General features: G+C 52.9%; 14 protein-coding genes and 1 other RNA gene. 8 read left to right on the top strand and 7 right to left on the bottom strand.

The window, feature by feature from the left end:
- Window position 1: 1 nt before the first annotated feature.
- From sufB to FDW98_RS10550, 3 genes are all read right to left on the bottom strand, one after another.
- Window positions 2-1,489 (bottom strand): Fe-S cluster assembly protein SufB, encoded by a 1,488-nt coding sequence (gene sufB, locus FDW98_RS10560; RefSeq protein ID WP_096757217.1) that lies wholly within the window; start codon window positions 1,487-1,489, stop codon window positions 2-4.
- A gap of 8 nt (window positions 1,490-1,497) precedes the next feature.
- Window positions 1,498-1,866 carry a Fe-S cluster assembly scaffold SufA gene (gene sufA / locus FDW98_RS10555; RefSeq protein WP_096757218.1) on the bottom strand — a complete coding sequence of 123 codons (369 nt, stop codon included), beginning with the start codon at window positions 1,864-1,866 and terminating at the stop codon, window positions 1,498-1,500.
- A 496-nt stretch (window positions 1,867-2,362) separates the two neighbouring features.
- The gene (locus FDW98_RS10550; protein ID WP_096757219.1) at window positions 2,363-3,238 is read right to left on the bottom strand and encodes a LysR family transcriptional regulator; all 876 of its coding nucleotides are present in this window, start codon (window positions 3,236-3,238) and stop codon (window positions 2,363-2,365) included.
- 122 nt (window positions 3,239-3,360) lie between these two features.
- On the opposite strand from FDW98_RS10550, the gene FDW98_RS10545 reads away from it, so the two are divergent.
- Complete coding sequence (locus FDW98_RS10545) at window positions 3,361-4,212, top strand: Vmh family MBL fold metallo-hydrolase (protein ID WP_096757220.1); 852 nt, start codon at window positions 3,361-3,363, stop codon at window positions 4,210-4,212.
- 68 nt (window positions 4,213-4,280) lie between these two features.
- On the opposite strand, the gene FDW98_RS10540 is transcribed toward FDW98_RS10545, so the two are convergent.
- From FDW98_RS10540 to FDW98_RS10530, 3 genes are all read right to left on the bottom strand, one after another.
- Window positions 4,281-4,469 carry a YdiH family protein gene (locus FDW98_RS10540; RefSeq protein WP_135912127.1) on the bottom strand — a complete coding sequence of 63 codons (189 nt, stop codon included), beginning with the start codon at window positions 4,467-4,469 and terminating at the stop codon, window positions 4,281-4,283.
- Between the two features lie 77 nt (window positions 4,470-4,546).
- The gene (gene menI, locus FDW98_RS10535) at window positions 4,547-4,957 is read right to left on the bottom strand and encodes a 1,4-dihydroxy-2-naphthoyl-CoA hydrolase (protein ID WP_096757221.1); all 411 of its coding nucleotides are present in this window, start codon (window positions 4,955-4,957) and stop codon (window positions 4,547-4,549) included.
- A complete protein-coding gene (locus tag FDW98_RS10530) occupies window positions 4,954-8,010 on the bottom strand; it encodes an FAD-binding and (Fe-S)-binding domain-containing protein (protein ID WP_096757222.1) in 3,057 nt (1,018 codons plus the stop codon). Before FDW98_RS10530 ends, menI begins: the two co-directional genes overlap by 4 nt.
- 213 nt (window positions 8,011-8,223) lie before the next feature.
- On the opposite strand from FDW98_RS10530, the gene ydiK reads away from it, so the two are divergent.
- Together ydiK and rprA are read left to right on the top strand one after the other, a co-directional pair.
- Entirely contained in the window at window positions 8,224-9,333 is a 1,110-nt protein-coding gene (ydiK, locus tag FDW98_RS10525) for an AI-2E family transporter YdiK (protein ID WP_096757223.1), read from the top strand.
- Between the two features lie 185 nt (window positions 9,334-9,518).
- Window positions 9,519-9,626: antisense sRNA RprA (gene rprA, locus FDW98_RS10520), an RNA gene on the top strand.
- 3 nt (window positions 9,627-9,629) lie between these two features.
- On the opposite strand, the gene FDW98_RS10515 is transcribed toward rprA, so the two are convergent.
- Window positions 9,630-12,005, bottom strand: coding sequence for a glycoside hydrolase family 3 N-terminal domain-containing protein (locus FDW98_RS10515; RefSeq protein ID WP_137398846.1), 2,376 nt, complete (start codon window positions 12,003-12,005; stop codon window positions 9,630-9,632).
- 272 nt (window positions 12,006-12,277) lie between these two features.
- Between FDW98_RS10515 and FDW98_RS10510 the strand changes: the two genes are divergently transcribed.
- From FDW98_RS10510 to aroD, 5 genes are all read left to right on the top strand, one after another.
- On the top strand, window positions 12,278-12,634 hold the full coding sequence (locus FDW98_RS10510; protein WP_096757224.1) for a YdiL family protein: 357 nt from the start codon (window positions 12,278-12,280) through the stop codon (window positions 12,632-12,634).
- 47 nt (window positions 12,635-12,681) lie between these two features.
- On the top strand, window positions 12,682-13,893 hold the full coding sequence (locus tag FDW98_RS10505) for an MFS transporter (RefSeq protein WP_096757225.1): 1,212 nt from the start codon (window positions 12,682-12,684) through the stop codon (window positions 13,891-13,893).
- A 239-nt stretch (window positions 13,894-14,132) separates the two neighbouring features.
- Entirely contained in the window at window positions 14,133-15,368 is a 1,236-nt protein-coding gene (locus tag FDW98_RS10500; protein ID WP_096757226.1) for an MFS transporter, read from the top strand.
- A 21-nt stretch (window positions 15,369-15,389) separates the two neighbouring features.
- Window positions 15,390-16,256: a quinate/shikimate dehydrogenase gene (gene ydiB / locus FDW98_RS10495; protein ID WP_096757227.1), complete on the top strand. Its 867-nt coding sequence runs from the start codon at window positions 15,390-15,392 to the stop codon at window positions 16,254-16,256.
- A 35-nt stretch (window positions 16,257-16,291) separates the two neighbouring features.
- A complete protein-coding gene (aroD, locus tag FDW98_RS10490; RefSeq protein WP_096757228.1) occupies window positions 16,292-17,050 on the top strand; it encodes a type I 3-dehydroquinate dehydratase in 759 nt (252 codons plus the stop codon).
- Window positions 17,051-17,098: the final 48 nt, after the last annotated feature.

The raw sequence follows: 17,098 nt of genomic DNA, 5'->3' as shown, positions 1-17,098 counted from the left end.
TTTAACCGACGCTGTGTTCAAGGCTGATGGCGAGAAGTTTTTGCGCTTCAACAGCGAACTCCAGCGGCAGTTCAGAGAACACGTCTTTACAGAACCCGTTGACGATCATCGAGATGGCGTCTTCTTCGCTGATACCGCGCTGCAGACAGTAGAACAGCTGATCTTCACCAATACGTGAGGTGGTGGCTTCGTGTTCAAGCTGGGCGCTGTTGTTGCGACACTCTACGTACGGGAAGGTGTGCGCCCCGCAGTCCGCACCAATCAGCATCGAGTCACACTGGGTATAGTTACGGGCGTTGGTGGCCGTCGGCATGATTTTTACCAGGCCGCGATAGCTGTTCTGGCTGTGCCCGGCGGAGATCCCTTTCGAGATAATGGTCGATTTGGTGTTCTTGCCGATGTGGATCATCTTGGTGCCGGTATCGGCCTGCTGATGACCGCTGGTCAACGCAACGGAGTAGAATTCGCCGATGGAGTTATCGCCGCGCAAAATACAGCTGGGGTATTTCCAGGTGATGGCCGAGCCAGTTTCCGACTGGGTCCACGACATTTTGCTGTTTTCGCCTTCACACAGTGCACGTTTGGTCACGAAGTTCAGAATGCCGCCGGTGTTGCCATCGCCAGGGAACCAGTTTTGCACCGTCGAGTATTTCACTTCAGCATCTTTGTGGATGATCACTTCCACCACCGCCGCGTGCAGCTGATAGCTGTCGCGTACCGGAGCAGAACATCCTTCAATGTAGCTGACGTAGCTGCCTTCATCCGCCACCAGGATAGTGCGTTCAAATTGCCCGGTTTTTTCCGCATTTATACGAAAATAGGTGGAAAGCTCCATTGGGCAGCGCACGCCTTTCGGCACATAGATAAACGTACCGTCTGAGGCAACCGCTGCATTCAGCGCGGCAAAGAAATTGTCGTTGCCCGGCACCACCGTGCCGAGATATTTTTTCACCAGTTCCGGGTGATCATGAATGGCCTCACCGAACGAGCAGAAAATAATGCCTTGCTCCGCCAGCTTTTCACGATAGGTGGTCGCCACCGATACCGAGTCAAAAATGGCGTCAACCGCTACTTCTCGCCCTTCACGTACCGGCACGCCAAGTTGTTCGAAAGCGTCCTCAACCTCTTTACTTAAAAACGCATTCGCGCCCGTTTGCTGTACCGCTCCCGGCTCGGAGGCGCAGGTCTCATCGCAGTTGCCGCAGGAAGGTGCGGAGTAATAGCTGTAATCCTGATAATTCAGCTTATCGTAATGCGCTTTTAACCAGTGCGGCTCCTCCATCGTCAGCCACGCCTTAAACGCATCCAGGCGAAATGCCAGCATCCAGTCCGGTTCGTTGCGTTTCGCGGAAATCGCCCGTACGACCTCTTCATTGATGCCCTTCGCCAGTTCATCAGTTTTTAGTTGGGTGAAGAACCCCTCTTTATAATTGAGGTGTCCGCCAGCCCAGGTGTTGACATCGTCAGTTGCTTCAGTGTTACGCGACATAGTACCGCCTATACCCCAAAACTTTCGCCACAGCCGCATTCGTTCTGGGCTTTCGGGTTATGAAATTTAAATAACTGATTTAATCCTTCACGAACAAAATCGACTTCGGTTCCGTCAATAAACGGCATCGCCTGTAACGGCACATACAGCCTCGCGCCATCGGTTTCGAACACCAGATCGTCTTTTTCCGGTTGGCTGACGGTATCCAGCACATAGCCAAACCCCGCACATCCTGTTTGCTTCACGCCTAACCGTACGCCCAGCATATCGGGCTGTTTTGCCACCAGCTCACGAATATGCACCGCTGCGGCTGGCGTTAACGTCAACCCACGCCATGCAAAATCGTTCGGATTAAATGTTCCTGAATGCAATTCCATAGGGTTACCTCGAGTCATTAACCTGCACGCTACAACACCATGTTAGTGATAATGATTATCACTTCAACCCCTGATCAGCAGGGGCATTCGGGTTAACCGCCCTTTTTGGTTACTTTTATTAAGCATAGACCCTGCGGCGAGGGTTTACAGAGAGCGATTATTTTGTTCAATGCTTTGATAAATAATGGGTTACAAACCGTTAATCGTTCAGCAAGGTAAAACGCAAAAAGATGTATAGAAAATGTCTATTTAAGAGATAGGGGAAAGACGGAGAAATAGAGGTAACCGCATGCAAACGGCGCAGACAGACAATAAAAAACCCTTAAGGCTGCTCTATTAGCAGGCTTAAGGGTTCCGACCCCATCCGGCGCTTATCTCCGGCACTCACGATGGCTTAGCTCTTGAAGGGGCGATAAGAATACTCTCACGACCTGACGCCGTGTTTTTAACACAAACTGCGGTTTGTCTGATTTACAGGCGGACGCAGCTCACATATTCAGACCAGAATCTCATGCAGGGCATCCAATAACAGACGCAGCCCTGCCGGTTGATGCTCACGCGACAGGTATAAGCCGTAAATTGGCAGACGTCGCGGCTTGAGTTGGGGTAGAAGTCGGATCAACTGGCCGCGAGCCAGCCCTTCACGCGCCTCTTGTTCCGGCACCACCGCAATACCCATACCGGCCAGCGCCGACTCACATAATAGCGCAGAGATCCCCGCGCTGAGATTTCCCTTTATCGCCACCGATACAGCATTGCCCTGCTCATCATCAAAGTGCCATGATTTTCCGGCAAACCCGCTGTAGTAAAGGCAATTATGCTGGGCGAGACAGTCCAGGGTTTGCGGAATGCCATGCTGGCGCAGGTAGTCCGCAGAGGCGCATAACACCGACTCACAGTCACCCAGACGACGGGCGATAGTACCCGGTTCAGGATTATCCGTAATGCGAATCGCCGTATCAATACGTTCACCGACCAGGCTCACCGGTTGATTGTTAATCTCAACCTCAATGCGCAGTTCAGGGAAACGCGCCAGAAAAACGGGCAGTACCGGCGCCAAAATATGCATCGCAGTAAAATGCGCGCAAGCCACACGTAGCGTGCCGGAAGGAATCTCTGCTGCGCTGGCGGCGCTGATATCCAGCGACAGCTGCGCCAGCGAGCGTGTCTTCACTAACGCCTCTTCCCCCGCGGGCGTAATGGTCAGCCGACGCGATGAACGGTGGATTAACCTTGCACCCGCCCATTTTTCCATCTCGTCGAGATAGCGACTGACCATCGGACGGGAAAGCCCCAGCGCGCGCGCTGCGGCGCTCAGGCTGCCCAAATCGCAGATGTGGTTAAACACCGTTGCCGCCATGACTCTGTCCATTGCATCCCATCCGATCGTTTTATGAAACTCAGCATGTCCTGATAGAGGAATTCTAACAGATCCAAATATCCGTAAAATAAAGAACAAGAAAAAGACATTTCATCTGCAAAAGGTTATCCCCCATGAAAGTGAACACCCTGGCCCTGCTGTTACCTCTGTTTGCCTCGCCGGTATTCGCCGCGCCACTCCAGCTTGACGTCTACAATCCCCAGGAAAAAGCTATTTTCCCGGTATCCTCAACGCTGGTGTCCGGCCCGAAAGAGGCCATTTTATTTGATGCGCAATTCAGCACCAAAGACGGTGAAAAGCTGGTGCAGATGATTCGCGACAGCGGCAAAAAACTGCAGGCCATCGTGATCACCTCCGGCGATCCGGATTTTTATTTTGGTCTGCAGTCGATTGTTAACGCCTTTCCCGAGGTAAAGATTTTGGCAACACCGCACGTCGTGGAGCACATTCGTGCCACCAAAGACGCCAAACTGCAGTTTTGGGGCCCGCAGATGAAAGACGGCGCACCAACGACGCTCATCGTGCCGCAGGTCACGACGCAGACACGCTTTACCATTGATGGTGAAACGCTGGAACTGCGCCACTCGAATGATTACGCGGCCTACGTCTGGATCCCGGCTAACCGGGCGATCCTCGGCGGCACCGGCGTGGCTTCCGGTATTCATGTCTGGACCGCGGACACACAATCTCCTGAACAGCGTCGCGCATGGCGTAACGTGCTGAGCGAAATGCAAACCTTACGCCCAAACGAGGTGATCCCCGGTCACTACATCGGCGAACGCCCGGCAGGCGATCAAGCGATCCGCTTCACCGGTGATTACTTGCACGCTTTTGAGCAGGCGCTGGGCGCAAAAAAAGGGTCTACATATGTGATTAAAACGATGAAGGCGGCATGGCCAGGGCTTGCGGACGAAAGCTCGCTGGGGCTGAGTGCGAAGGTCAATACCGGGGAGATGAAATGGTAAATCCGATTTAAGGCAAAAAATAACCCCGAACTGGTGTCGGGGTTTTCATCACGATAAGCATACTGGAATCAATGAACGCCGTGCCGCCAGGCAAAATAGATTTCTTCTTTGAGTTCAGTCGAAGAAAGCGCCAGTAAATCAGCAAACTCCAGCTCTAATTGTTTCAGTCTTTTCAGGTACTGAGCCGGTGAAAGATCGCTGTTATCACGACGTATAAATTCTATTGCCAGTTGGGCCGGGTCTAATTGGGTAGACATATCATCCTCGCTTGTGTTCAAAACCTGCACAGTATAGCACCTTTCCCTGCGCAGATAATGACCAAAAGCAACATGCATCACAAAATAGCGGTCGTCAGACGCGATGTGCAACACAACCGTCCCTGCTCATCGAAGATTTCGATTTGCCAGACCTGATGGCGAGAACCGGTATGCAGCGCGCTGCACACCCCTCTCACTCGCCCTTCCCGCGCGGAACGGATATGGTTGGCATTGACCTCAAGACCCACCACTTTTTGATCACCTTGAGTGCATAAATAGCCGGCCACCGAGCCAATGCTTTCGGCCAGCACCACCGACGCGCCACCGTGTAACAGGCCAAAAGGCTGTTTGGTCCGGTGATCCACCGGCATTGTGGCTTCCAGCGTATCGTCACCAATGTGCTCAAAACGAATATCAAGCAGACCAACCATATTTCCCTCACCCATGGCATTGAGCGCCTCGAGTGAAACTTCACGTTTCCAGATCATCCAATAATCTCCAGCAGTGCCTGTAATGGGTGGCGAACGCCCGTGCCTTCCACGCGTTTCACCTGGCTGCGACAAGAATATCCCGCAGCCAGACAGCGATTGCGCGGTAGTCTCTGCATCGCCTGATGCCATGATAGCTCATAGATGCCCAGCGAGTTCTGGTGATTCTTCACTTCATGACCGTACGTGCCCGCCATGCCGCAGCACCCGACACTGACGTTTTCCAGCTGCGCGCCAAATTTGGCAAAAATGGCCGCCCACTGCGCTGGCGCACCCGGCAGGGCCGTTACTTCGGTGCAGTGTCCAAAGAAATACCACGGCTCACCCGCAACAGCGGCAGGCTGCTGAGAGGCCAGGACAGTTGACAGCCACTCGTTCACCAACAGTACATGGAAGTCTCCACGCTGATCGCCAAGCGCCAGCTTGTATTCATCGCGATAGCACAATACCAGCGCCGGATCGACGCCGACCATTGGGATGTTCAACGTCGCCACCCGATTGAGAAATTCAGAGGTCTTTTTCGCCGTTTTGGCAAAACGGTTTAAGAAGCCCTTAATGTGCTGCGCCTTGCCATTAGGCGAGAACGGTAGCAGGACCGGCTGTAAACCGAGTTTTTCCACCAGGCGGATAAAATCAGCTACCACCTGCGCATCGTAATAGCTGGTGAACGGATCCTGGACCACCAGCACAGTGCGGGCTTTCTGTTCCTGACTCAATAGCTCGAGCTGTTCCAGCGTCATATTGGCGGAGCGGTGCCCGACCAGCTGACGTTGTAATGACGGCGCGGACAGTAGCGGCAAATCCACCATGCCAATATGCTTTTTGGCCAGCGTACGCACCAGCGGCTGGTTAATGAAGAAGTTGAATGTTTTTGGCGCACGCGCCATTAGCGGCGCATAGCTTTCGACGGTTGCCACCATGTGATCGCGCAGCGGGCGTAAATAACGCGTGTGGTACAGTTGCAGGAAGCGAGAGCGAAATTCCGGGACGTCAATTTTGATCGGGCACTGCGTGGAACACGCTTTACATGCCAGACAGCCGGACATCGCCTCTTTGACTTCGTGCGAGAAATCGTACTCCCCCTTGCGCGCATGCCAGCTGTTACGCGTGCGGGCGATTAACGTGCGCAAGCTGGCACCTTTTTCCGGTAACTCTTTTTCCAGGCGAACCGGATCGATGCCGCGGTCAGCCAGCAGGCGTAACCATTCCCGTACCAGCGTTGCGCGTCCTTTGGGGGAGTGAATTCGGTTCATGCTGATTTTCATCGACGGGCACATGGGGCTGTTGGCATCGAAGTTAAAACATAACCCGTTGCCGTTACACTCCAGCGCCCCACGCCACTCCTGCCTTACGGCCAGTGGGATCTGGCGATCGTAGGTACCGCGTTTAACCGCATCGACCTTCATCATCGGCGCATCGACGCCTTCCGGTGGGCATATTTTACCAGGGTTCAGTCGGTTTTGCGGGTCAAACGCCGACTTCACCTTGCGCAGTTCACCGTACAATTCATCGCCAAAGAAAGCCGGACTGTACTCCGCGCGGAATCCTTTGCCGTGTTCGCCCCACAGCAGGCCGCCGTATTTTGCCGTCAATGCCACCACGTCATCAGAAATGCGTTTCATCAGCACTTCCTGCTGCGGATCGCACATGTCCAGCGCCGGCCTGACGTGTAACACTCCGGCATCCACGTGACCAAACATGCCATAGCTCAGGCCGTGGCCGTCAAGCAGCGCGCGGAACTCCGCGATATAATCCGCCAGATGTTCAGGCGGTACGCAGGTATCCTCCGCGAACGGAATCGGCTTGGCGGCCCCTTTTGTATTACCCAGCAGACCGACGGCTTTTTTGCGCATCGCGTAGATACGCTCCACGCCCGCCAGCTCAGTACACAGCTGCCAGCCAATGACGCCAGCTTCCTGACGGGCAATTAAACCGTCCAGGCGTTCACACAACGCGCTGACCTGCTCATCAATCAATGCTTCGTCGTCACCGGCAAACTCGACGATATTCAGTCCCAACATTTCTTTATTCGGTACATCGGTAATCAGTTCGCTAACCGAATGCCAGACAATGTCTTCGCGCGCCAGATTCAGCACCCTGGAGTCCACGGTTTCTACCGACAGCGCGCGCGCGTCAACCATTACCGGGGCATTGCGCAAAGCGGAATCAAATGAGTCATATTTGACGTTGACCAGCCGCCGCACTTTCGGCAATGGCGTGATATCGAGGCGAGCCTCGGTAATAAATGCCAGCGTGCCCTCGGAACCGGTGAGGATGCGGGTTAAATCAAATTCGGTCATCTCATCGTTAAAGACGTGCCGCAGATCGTAGCCGGTTAAAAACCGATTCAGCTTCGGAAACTTATCCACGATCAGCTGACGATTTTCGCGACAGCGCTGGTAAACGGTCTTATAGATGCGCCCGATGGTGGTATTGGTGTTACCGAGCATTTCAGCCAGTTCCACTGGCATCGGCTGCGTATCAAGGATATCGCCGCCCATCAGTACCGCACGTACGCCCAGTACGTGGTCGGAGGTTTTACCGTATACCAGCGAGCCCTGTCCGGACGCATCGGTGTTGATCATCCCGCCAAGCGTTGCCCGGTTACTGGTCGACAATTCTGGTGCGAAGAAATAGCCGTACGGCTTTAGATACTGGTTAAGCTGGTCTTTGATCACCCCGGCCTCGACCCGTACCCAACCTTCCTGCGGATTGATTTCAATAATGCGGCTCATATAACGGGACATATCCACGATAATGCCCTGATTCAGCGCCTGACCATTGGTACCCGTGCCGCCGCCACGCGGGGTAAAAATCAACGAGGAAAAGAGAGGTTCTGCCGCCAGACGGGCGATCAGCGCCACATCCGCCGTTGAACGGGGAAAAACCACGGCATCAGGAAGAAGCTGATAAATGCTGTTATCTGTCGACATTGTCAGGCGATCGGCATAGCTCGTTGCCGTGTCGCCCGTAAACCCTTGCTGCTCCAGCGCCTGCAAAAAATTAAGCACCAGTTGAACGACACCAGGTGCCTGAGAAATTTGTGGAATCATTATAGTGACCCTTTCCTGCGGTCTGTGTTGTGAATTTAATCGTTTGCGTGTTGCTTTGTTTGTTGTATCACATTTTTTTCTAATACGCCCGGCAGATTTAAAGGCAGAATCTGCCTGTTAAAAACCGCTGAAATTGCTCATCATTATAGGGTGGGGTTTTAGCGTTCACGTCGCGTCAACGTCCTGACGTACAGAAAAGGTGAAAAAGTATTTATGGTAAATTTCCGTCAGCCCAGGGATATCGCACAAGTGCTGCTCTCGGTGCTGTTTTTAGCCATCCTAATTGTGGCCTGTTTATGGATAGTGCAGCCCTTTATCCTTGGTTTTGCATGGGCTGGAACCGTGGTCATTGCGACCTGGCCTATCTTGCTACGCATACAGAAATTGTTATGGGGACGCCGCTCTCTGGCCGTGCTGGTAATGACCCTGCTGCTGGTCCTTTTGTTTATCATTCCCATCGCGCTATTGGTCAACAGTATTGTTGATGGCAGCGGACCGTTGATCCATGCCGTAACCGCGGGCGATATGACGTTGCCGGACCTGGAATGGCTGAACAGTATTCCGTTAGTGGGTGCCAAAATTTATAGCGCATGGCACAGCCTGCTGGATATGGGCGGCGCGGCAATTATGGCCAAAGTGCGTCCTTATATCGGTTCCACAACGACCTGGTTTGTTGGTCAGGCCGCGCACATTGGTCGCTTTATGATGCACTGTGGCCTGATGCTGCTGTTCAGCGCCCTGCTCTACTGGCGCGGCGAGCAGGTGGCATTAGGGATTCGTCACTTCGCCTGTCGCCTGGCTTCTAAGCGTGGTGATGCTGCTATTTTGCTGGCGGCACAAGCGATCCGCGCGGTGGCATTGGGTGTGGTCGTCACCGCACTGGTGCAGGCCGTTCTCGGGGGTATTGGTCTGGCGGTAACGGGTGTGCCGTACGCCACGCTGCTGGCGGTGTTGATGATCCTGTCCTGCCTGGTGCAGTTGGGTCCTCTACCGGTGCTAATCCCGGCCATTATCTGGCTGTACTGGACGGGGGACTCCACCTGGGGCACGGTGCTGCTGGTTTGGAGTGCCGTGGTCGGCACGCTGGATAACGTAATCCGCCCGATGCTGATTCGTATGGGCGCCGATTTACCGCTGATCCTCATCCTGTCGGGTGTCATCGGCGGGTTAATTGCCTTCGGCATGATTGGCTTGTTTATCGGCCCAGTGGTCCTGGCGGTATCCTGGCGTCTGTTCTCTGCTTGGGTGAACGAAGCCCCGGCTCCAGGTAACGATCCGGACGAAATCCTCGAAGAAATCGCTGAAATCGAAAACAACAAATAACCCTGAAATCAGGCGGCATCGCCGCCTGATTGTTTAACGCTGCTTATTGATGCTTCAGCACTCATTGCCCCAATCCCACGCCTCCTGCCTTAAAACTCTCATTTGTGTCGCAATTTCTTTACAGTTTTTAAACTATTGAGATGAATCTGATCGACGTGAAAAATCGACATGCCTACTATTGTCTCAAGGCTTTAGATCAACACATTGATTTATAAGCATGGAAATCCCCTGAGTGAAACAACGAATTGCTGTGTGTAGTCTTTGCCCATCTCCCACGATGGGCTTTTTTTTAACATTTACTCGCAGCTCACCACGCAGCGGCTCATCATCTGCCAATTCTTCGGCATAATCTGTAGCGTACCAACCACATTGACCGTCGTGCTCGCCCAGATGTTCGCAGATGAATTCCCGACCATCAGGTCGAACTCGCCAGGTTCAACCACCCGTTTGCCATCCCGGCGGGTGAAGTTAAGCATATCCACCGGCACATAAAAGGTCAGCGTCGCGCGTGCACCGGGCTCCAGCGTGAGGCGTTGAAACGCTTTCAGCTCTTTAACGGGGCGTACCATCGAAGCCACTTTATCGTGGACATACACCTGCACCACTTCACTTCCCCTGCGCTCGCCACGGTTACTTAACCTTACCTGCAAAGCAATCTCGCCTTCCACCGGGACATCCTTCGCCAGCGCTGCTATTCCTTCACAGGCAAACTCGGTCCAGCCTTTGCCGTAACCGAAGGGATAGCGGGATCCAAAGTGGAACGCAAACGGCGTTCCGCCGCTTTTCAGTTTGTGATTGTAGTAATAGGGCATAGCACCTGCGCTTTTCGGCACGCTAACCACCAGCCTGCCCAGCGGCTCAGCCCGTCCGGTCAGCACATCGGCAATAGCCCAGCCTCCTTCCTGACCTGGTGCCCAGGCCATTAACAGCCCGGCGACATTGTCCTCCAGCCCCTGCAGGTTGTATGGCCTGCCGCCTGTCATCACCACAACAACCGGTTTACCCGTCGCCACCAGAGCCTCCAGTAGTTGTTGCTGTACACCCGGCAGAGTGAGGCTGTCTGTATCCGAGCCTTCTCCCACCGTGCCGCTCTGGAAAAGTCCGGCCAGATCGCCGACACAGACCACCACCACATCGTTGCGACGGGCGACGGCAACCGCTTCAGGAATCAAACGTTGGTCAGTGGAGACCGGGGAGGACTGCATCGGTTTGCCACTGCTGTCACCGGGAAACACCGGTGCGCCCGCCAACCGTTTCTCTATGATATGACAGCCCTTCGCATAGTCGATATGGTCATCGCCCAGATAGTGGCGCAGCGCGGCCAGCGGGGTCGTCACCTGCTCGGCGCTGTCAGCCATATCGCTGATGATCAGATGCACCGGGAAGCTGTAACCACTGAGCAGCGCCAGCGGGTCGTCCGCCGTGGGGCCGATCACCGCAACGCGCGGTCTGCCCTGCAGCGGCAAAATACCGTTATTTTCCAGTAGCGTTATCGAGCACGTGGCAACATCACGCGCGGCCTTGCGTGTTTCATCGGACTGTAGGTCAATCGCGGACACATCGGTATACGGCTGTTCGAACAGGCCAAGACGGAATTTCTCCGTCAGGATGCGGGAGACAATCTCATCGACTTTGGTCATGGTTATCAGTCGACGCTCAACCGCCGTAGCTAAATGGCGGGCGCAGTCGTCTTTCGGCAACTCAACGTCCAACCCGGCATTAAAGGCCAGCGCTGCAGATTGCGCAGCATCATGCGACACGCCATGATGCTGATGCAGCAAACTCACACCACCGTAATCCGCCACAATAATCCCATCAAATCCCCATTGCTCGCGCAAAACGGTGGTTAACAGATAATTGTCACTGTGCCCCGGCTGGTTATCAATATCATGATAGGCAGGCATTACCGATCCGGCATTGGCCAATTTAACCGCCATCTCGAACGGCAGCAGGAAGGTATCGTTAAGCTCACAGAATCCCAGATGCACGGGCGCATGGTTGCGCGCACCTTCGCTGAACGAATGCCCGACATAATGCTTCAGCGTCGCCAGCACATCGCGTTTTTCGCCCTGTAAGCCCTGCACATAGGCACAGGCCATTACCCCCACTAGCCATGGATCTTCACCAAAGGTTTCTTCCGTCCTACCCCAGCGGACATCGCGTGAGACATCCAGCACCGGTGCCAGCCCCTGGCGGCATCCGGTTGAACGCGCCTCCAGGCCAATCTGCCTGGCGGCACGCTTGACCAGTTCAGGATCCCAGGTTGAACCGTAGTTCAGCGACGAGGGAAACAGGGTGGCATCTTTACATAACAACCCCACCAGGCACTCCTCATGAAACAGCGCGGGAATGCCCAGTCGCGTCTCTTCCACTAACATCTTTTGTAAACGATTTGCCGCCCGCACGCCCGTTTTTGCCTCAACGATATGGGTACCCAGCGGGCGCGTAATCTGTCCAACACCCATTCTCAGTCGCTCGGTGAGTGCCGCCTGACCGCTCACACCGGCAAACTCGTCACTCATGTCGCTGCGTTCCCGGTGGTCGCCCTGTTCAGAGAGCACCAGCCAATACGCATGCATTTGCGCGAACTTCTCTTCAGGTGTCATGCGCGCCAGCAAATCGGCCACGCGTTCGTGCACCGGCCGTTGTGCATCCTTGTAAATACTCATCATTGTAACTCCCCTCTCTCCATCAACCATTGCTCTGACAAGTATCGAGAGGCGCGACAACGTGAACAATTGCGGAAATAGCCAGTGGAATTACGTTATTTAGTTAATGTGATCGGCCGAAAGGGGTGTTTTACTCGCGACCTGAAAGGCCAATCACCGTCGTATTCACAGATTAATAACAAATAATATTGCACAAGATACTGTGACTCTCTTCAAGTTGAAATATCCACAGTAATGCTATTACTACTCCACCGTTTTTATTAAGTGATGACATGATGAACGCATTCGAATTGCAGGCATTCCGCCACCTTTTTGCGCTATCGATTGAAGAAAGTGCGATTTATATTGCAGGTGATGGCAATGTTACCACCTGGCAACAATGGGAAAATGGTGATCGTGATATACCAGAGAGCATTGTGCGGCGCTGTGCAGAAATGAAAGCAAAGCGCAAATTGCGAATTAATGCCATCATCGAAAAAATCAACAATCGTATTGGTAATAATACGATGCGTTTTTTCCCCGACCTGATGTCTTTTCAGGCGGTGTATCACGACGATAATTTCCTCGACTGGAAAATTTATCAATCGACGGCAGTTGAACTTTTTGCTCACGATCTCGAGCGTTTGTGCTAGGAAACCGCGACGCCACACCCTTTAGCCTCTTCGCTGAGTAACACATTATGAAAAATACCTATTTCTCCACTGCGATAGGGCTGTACCTTAATTATCTGGTACACGGTATGGGGGTCATTTTGATGAGCCTCAATATGTCCTCACTGGAACAACAGTGGCAAACCAATGCGGCAGGCGTGTCGATTGTCATTTCTTCTCTCGGCATTGGTCGATTAAGCGTCTTATTACTGGCGGGTTTACTCTCCGATCGCTATGGGCGCAGGCCGTTTATCCTGCTCGGCATGACCTGCTATCTCTGTTTCTTCGTGGGTATTATCAATACGCACAATATTTACATTGCCTACGCGTTTGGTTTTTTAGCCGGGATGGCGAACAGTTTTCTCGATGCGGGAACTTACCCCAGCTTGATGGAGGCATTTCCCCGCACCCCCAGCACCGCGAATATTCTGATTAAAGCCTTTGTCTCCAGCGGCCAGTTCCTGTTGCCGATGGTCATCAGCCTGTTGATGTGGGGCGAATGTTGGTTTGGTTGGTCCTTCCTGCTGGCGGCAGGCATCATGATTTCCAACGGCATATTTTTATTTCGCTGCCGATTTCCTGCGCATCCGGGACGTCAACCCACCGTCAAGGAAGCACCCGAAACAACGATGGCTACGCATCGTTGTTCCCTGATCGATCTTGGCAGCTACACCCTGTACGGCTACATCTCAATGGCCACCTTTTACCTGGTGAGCCAGTGGCTGGCTCAGTACGGTCAGTTTGTCGCTGGCATGTCCTATACGTTATCCATCAAGCTGTTGAGCGTTTACACGTGCGGTTCGCTACTGTGCGTGCTGATCACCGCCCCGCTGGCGAGGAAGGCCGAACGCGCACCGACGCTGTTAATGCTTTACACCTTCATCTCGTTTATTGCTCTGCTGGCGGTCTGCCTGCACCCTACGCCAACGGTGGTGATCGCGTTTGCTTTTGTCATCGGTTTTTCATCTGCTGGCGGCGTGGTGCAAATCGGGCTAACGCTGATGGCGGCGCGCTTCCCGCATGCCAAGGGGAAAGCCACCGGGATTTATTACAGTGCGGGTAGTATTGCCACTTTCACCATTCCCTTGATTACGGCAAAACTCTCACAATCCAGCATTGCCCATATCATGTGGTTTGATACCGGCATGGCTGCCATCGGCTTCTTGCTGGCACTGTTCATTGGTTATCGCAGCCGCATGGCGACAAAGTATCCATTAAAAATGGCGCCACTCGCCGAATAGCACGGATGCAATATTGTTCCCCCCGTCTGCAAAATAATTTGCGGACTATTTAAAACAACAGCAAAACGGCAACAGGAAGAATTAATTTCACACTTTGCTATGCAATATACCTGGTCACTTAAGCGTCATGCTATGTAGGTACAGCATCCGTCACTCGGTATAGTAATGACATCATCATCGCAATCAATATTATCACGATGAAAACGAACCCTATTAAAATCTGCAAGGAGTTATGCGAAATGTCTCAGAGCAAGGCTTTTAATACGCCATTTCTTCTGGCGATAACCTGTATTTATCTCAGTTATTTCCTGCATGGCATTAGTGTCATTACGCTGGCACAAAACATGACTTCCCTGGCAGAGAAATTTTCTACCGACAATGCGGGGATTGCCTATTTAATTTCCGGTATCGGATTGGGCCGTCTGGTCAGTATTTTATTCTTTGGCGTACTCTCCGATAAATTTGGTCGTCGGGCCATTATCCTGTTAGGCGTCATTCTTTATATGCTGTTCTTCTTCGGTATTCCCGCCAGCCCAAATCTGATGATTGCTTTTATTCTGGCGGTTTGTGTGGGCGTCGCCAACTCCGCGTTGGATACCGGTGGCTATCCGGCGTTAATGGAGTGCTTCCCCAAAGCGTCCGGTTCGGCGGTTATTCTGGTGAAGGCGATGGTGTCTTTTGGGCAGATGATCTACCCGCTCGTTGTCAGCACCATGTTATTGAATCATATCTGGTACGGCTATGCCGTCATTGTCCCGGGCATCCTGTTCGTGGTGATTACCTTAATGCTGCTGAAGAGTCGCTTCCCCAGCCAAGTGGTGGACGCAGGTGTGGCGAAAGATCTGCCGCAGATGAACAGTAAGCCGCTGGTGTGGCTGGAAGGTGTGGCATCAGTGATGTTCGGCGTGGCCGCATTTTCAACCTTTTACGTCATCGTGGTGTGGATGCCGAAATACGCCATGGCCTTTGCCGGGATGGCCGAAGCCGACGCGCTGAAAACCATCTCTTACTACAGTATGGGTTCCCTGGTCTGCGTGTTTATTTTTGCTGCACTGCTGAAGAAATTAGTCCGTCCGATCTGGGCCAACGTCTTTAACGCCGGGCTGGCAACGATTACAGCAGCGGTTATCTATTTGTACCCCTCACCGCTGGTCTGTAACGCAGGCTCATTTCTCATCGGGTTCTCTGCCGCTGGCGGTATTTTACAACTGGGCGTCTCGGTGATGTCGGAGTTCTTCCCGAAGAGCAAAGCCAAAGTCACCAGCGTTTATATGATGATGGGCGGCGTTGCCAACTTCATTATCCCGCTGATCACCGGATACCTGTCTAACATCGGCCTGCAATACATTATTTTGCTCGATCTGGTCTTTGCCCTGCTGGCATTTATCACGGCCATTATCGTCTTTATCCGTTACTACCGCGTATTTGATATACCCAAAAACGATGTGCGGTTGGGCGAAAGTTATTTTCAATAAAGAGTTCACAAGGAGTTAAAAATGGATGTTACTGCAAAATATGAACTGATTGGCCTGATGGCCTACCCCATCAGACACAGTCTGTCGCCAGAAATGCAAAATAAGGCGCTGGAAAAAGCCGGACTGCCGTTTACCTATATGGCATTTGAAGTCGATAACACAACCTTTGCGAGTGCCATTGAAGGGTTGAAAGCGTTAAAGATGCGCGGTACCGGCGTCTCGATGCCCAATAAACAGCTGGCGTGCGAATATGTCGATGAATTAACCCCGGCCGCTAAACTGGTCGGTGCCATCAATACCATCGTCAATGACAATGGCTATCTTCGTGGCTACAACACCGACGGCACCGGCCACATTCGCGCCATTAAGGAAAGCGGCTTCGATATAAAAGGCAAAACCATGGTACTGTTGGGCGCGGGCGGTGCATCGACCGCTATCGGCGCACAGGCCGCCATTGAGGGCATTAAAGAGATTAAACTGTTTAACCGTCAGGATGATTTCTTTAGCAAGGCGCTTGAGTTCGCCAAACGCGTGAATGACAACACCGACTGCGTGGTGACCGTTATCGATCTGGCCGACCAGCAGGCCTTTGCCAAAGCCCTGGCCAGCGCAGACATTTTGACCAACGGCACAAAAGTCGGTATGAAACCACTGGAAAACGAATCCATTGTTCGCGATGAATCGCTCCTACGCCCGGATCTGCTGGTAACCGAATGCGTCTACAATCCGCATATGACCAGGTTACTGCAGCAGGCGCAGCGTGCCGGTTGCAAAACCATTGATGGTTACGGCATGTTGTTATGGCAAGGTGCTGAGCAGTTCAAATTGTGGACCGGGAAAGATTTTCCGCTGGAATACGTTAAGCAGGTTATGGGGTTTGCCGCCTGACGGGCAACAATCTGTGAATTTTTAAAGGGTAATCAATGAAAACCGTAACCGTAAGAAACCTCGTGATTGGCGAGGGTGCGCCGAAGATCATTGTTTCGTTAATGGGTAAAGACATCGCCACGGTAAAAACCGAAGCGCTGGCCTACCGTGACGCGGACTTCGACATCCTGGAATGGCGTGTTGACCATTTTGCCGATGTCTCTTCCATTGACGCGGTGCTGGAAGCGGCCCGCACGATCCGCGACGTGATGAGCGATAAGCCGCTACTTTTCACCTTCCGCAGCGCCAAAGAAGGCGGTGAACAGGCGCTGTCTGTTGCAGACTATATTGCGCTTAACCGTGCGGCGGTGGATAGCGGGCTGGTGGATATGATCGATCTGGAGCTGTTCACCGGCGATGAACAGGTCAAAGCCACCGTCGAGCATGCGCACGCGAAGCAGGTGCTGGTGATTATGTCGAATCATGATTTCCACAAAACACCGGCGGCAGAAGAGATTATCCAGCGGCTGCGTAAAATGCAGGAACTGGGCGCAGATATCCCGAAAATTGCGCTGATGCCACAAAACAAGACGGATGTCCTGACGCTGCTTAGCGCTACGCTTGAGATGCAGGAGCACTACGCCGACCGCCCGATCATTACTATGTCGATGGCCAAAACAGGCGTAATTTCGCGACTGGCGGGTGAAGTTTTTGGTTCTGCGGCGACCTTTGGCGCGGTGAAAAAAGCCTCAGCGCCCGGGCAGATCTCGGTTTCCGATTTGCGCAGCGTACTAACCATTTTACATCAGGCTTAATAACAGAATATTTCAGTACTGTTTTAAATAACCTCCCTGCCCTGTTAT

The sequence above is a fragment of the Citrobacter sp. wls711 genome (assembly GCF_005281055.1).
GTDB classification, from domain to species: Bacteria; Pseudomonadota; Gammaproteobacteria; order Enterobacterales; family Enterobacteriaceae; genus Citrobacter; species Citrobacter gillenii.
The sequence above is the reverse complement of the archived record's forward strand: the minus strand, read 5'-3'. Positions and strand labels throughout refer to the sequence as shown.

Bases quoted from the DNA above. Each gene is read 5' to 3' on its own strand.
- FDW98_RS10550 (WP_096757219.1), bottom strand. From the start codon at position 3,238: ATGGACAGAGTCATGGCGGCAACGGTGTTTAACCACATCTGCGATTTG.
- sufA (WP_096757218.1), bottom strand. From the start codon at position 1,866: ATGGAATTGCATTCAGGAACATTTAATCCGAACGATTTTGCATGGCGT.
- ydiK (WP_096757223.1), top strand. From the start codon at position 8,224: ATGGTAAATTTCCGTCAGCCCAGGGATATCGCACAAGTGCTGCTCTCG.
- ydiB (WP_096757227.1), top strand. From the start codon at position 15,390: ATGGATGTTACTGCAAAATATGAACTGATTGGCCTGATGGCCTACCCC.
- FDW98_RS10545 (WP_096757220.1), top strand. From the start codon at position 3,361: ATGAAAGTGAACACCCTGGCCCTGCTGTTACCTCTGTTTGCCTCGCCG.
- aroD (WP_096757228.1), top strand. From the start codon at position 16,292: ATGAAAACCGTAACCGTAAGAAACCTCGTGATTGGCGAGGGTGCGCCG.
- FDW98_RS10540 (WP_135912127.1), bottom strand. From the start codon at position 4,469: ATGTCTACCCAATTAGACCCGGCCCAACTGGCAATAGAATTTATACGT.
- menI (WP_096757221.1), bottom strand. From the start codon at position 4,957: ATGATCTGGAAACGTGAAGTTTCACTCGAGGCGCTCAATGCCATGGGT.
- FDW98_RS10530 (WP_096757222.1), bottom strand. From the start codon at position 8,010: ATGATTCCACAAATTTCTCAGGCACCTGGTGTCGTTCAACTGGTGCTT.
- sufB (WP_096757217.1), bottom strand. From the start codon at position 1,489: ATGTCGCGTAACACTGAAGCAACTGACGATGTCAACACCTGGGCTGGC.
- FDW98_RS10505 (WP_096757225.1), top strand. From the start codon at position 12,682: ATGAAAAATACCTATTTCTCCACTGCGATAGGGCTGTACCTTAATTAT.
- FDW98_RS10500 (WP_096757226.1), top strand. From the start codon at position 14,133: ATGTCTCAGAGCAAGGCTTTTAATACGCCATTTCTTCTGGCGATAACC.
- FDW98_RS10510 (WP_096757224.1), top strand. From the start codon at position 12,278: ATGAACGCATTCGAATTGCAGGCATTCCGCCACCTTTTTGCGCTATCG.
- FDW98_RS10515 (WP_137398846.1), bottom strand. From the start codon at position 12,005: ATGATGAGTATTTACAAGGATGCACAACGGCCGGTGCACGAACGCGTG.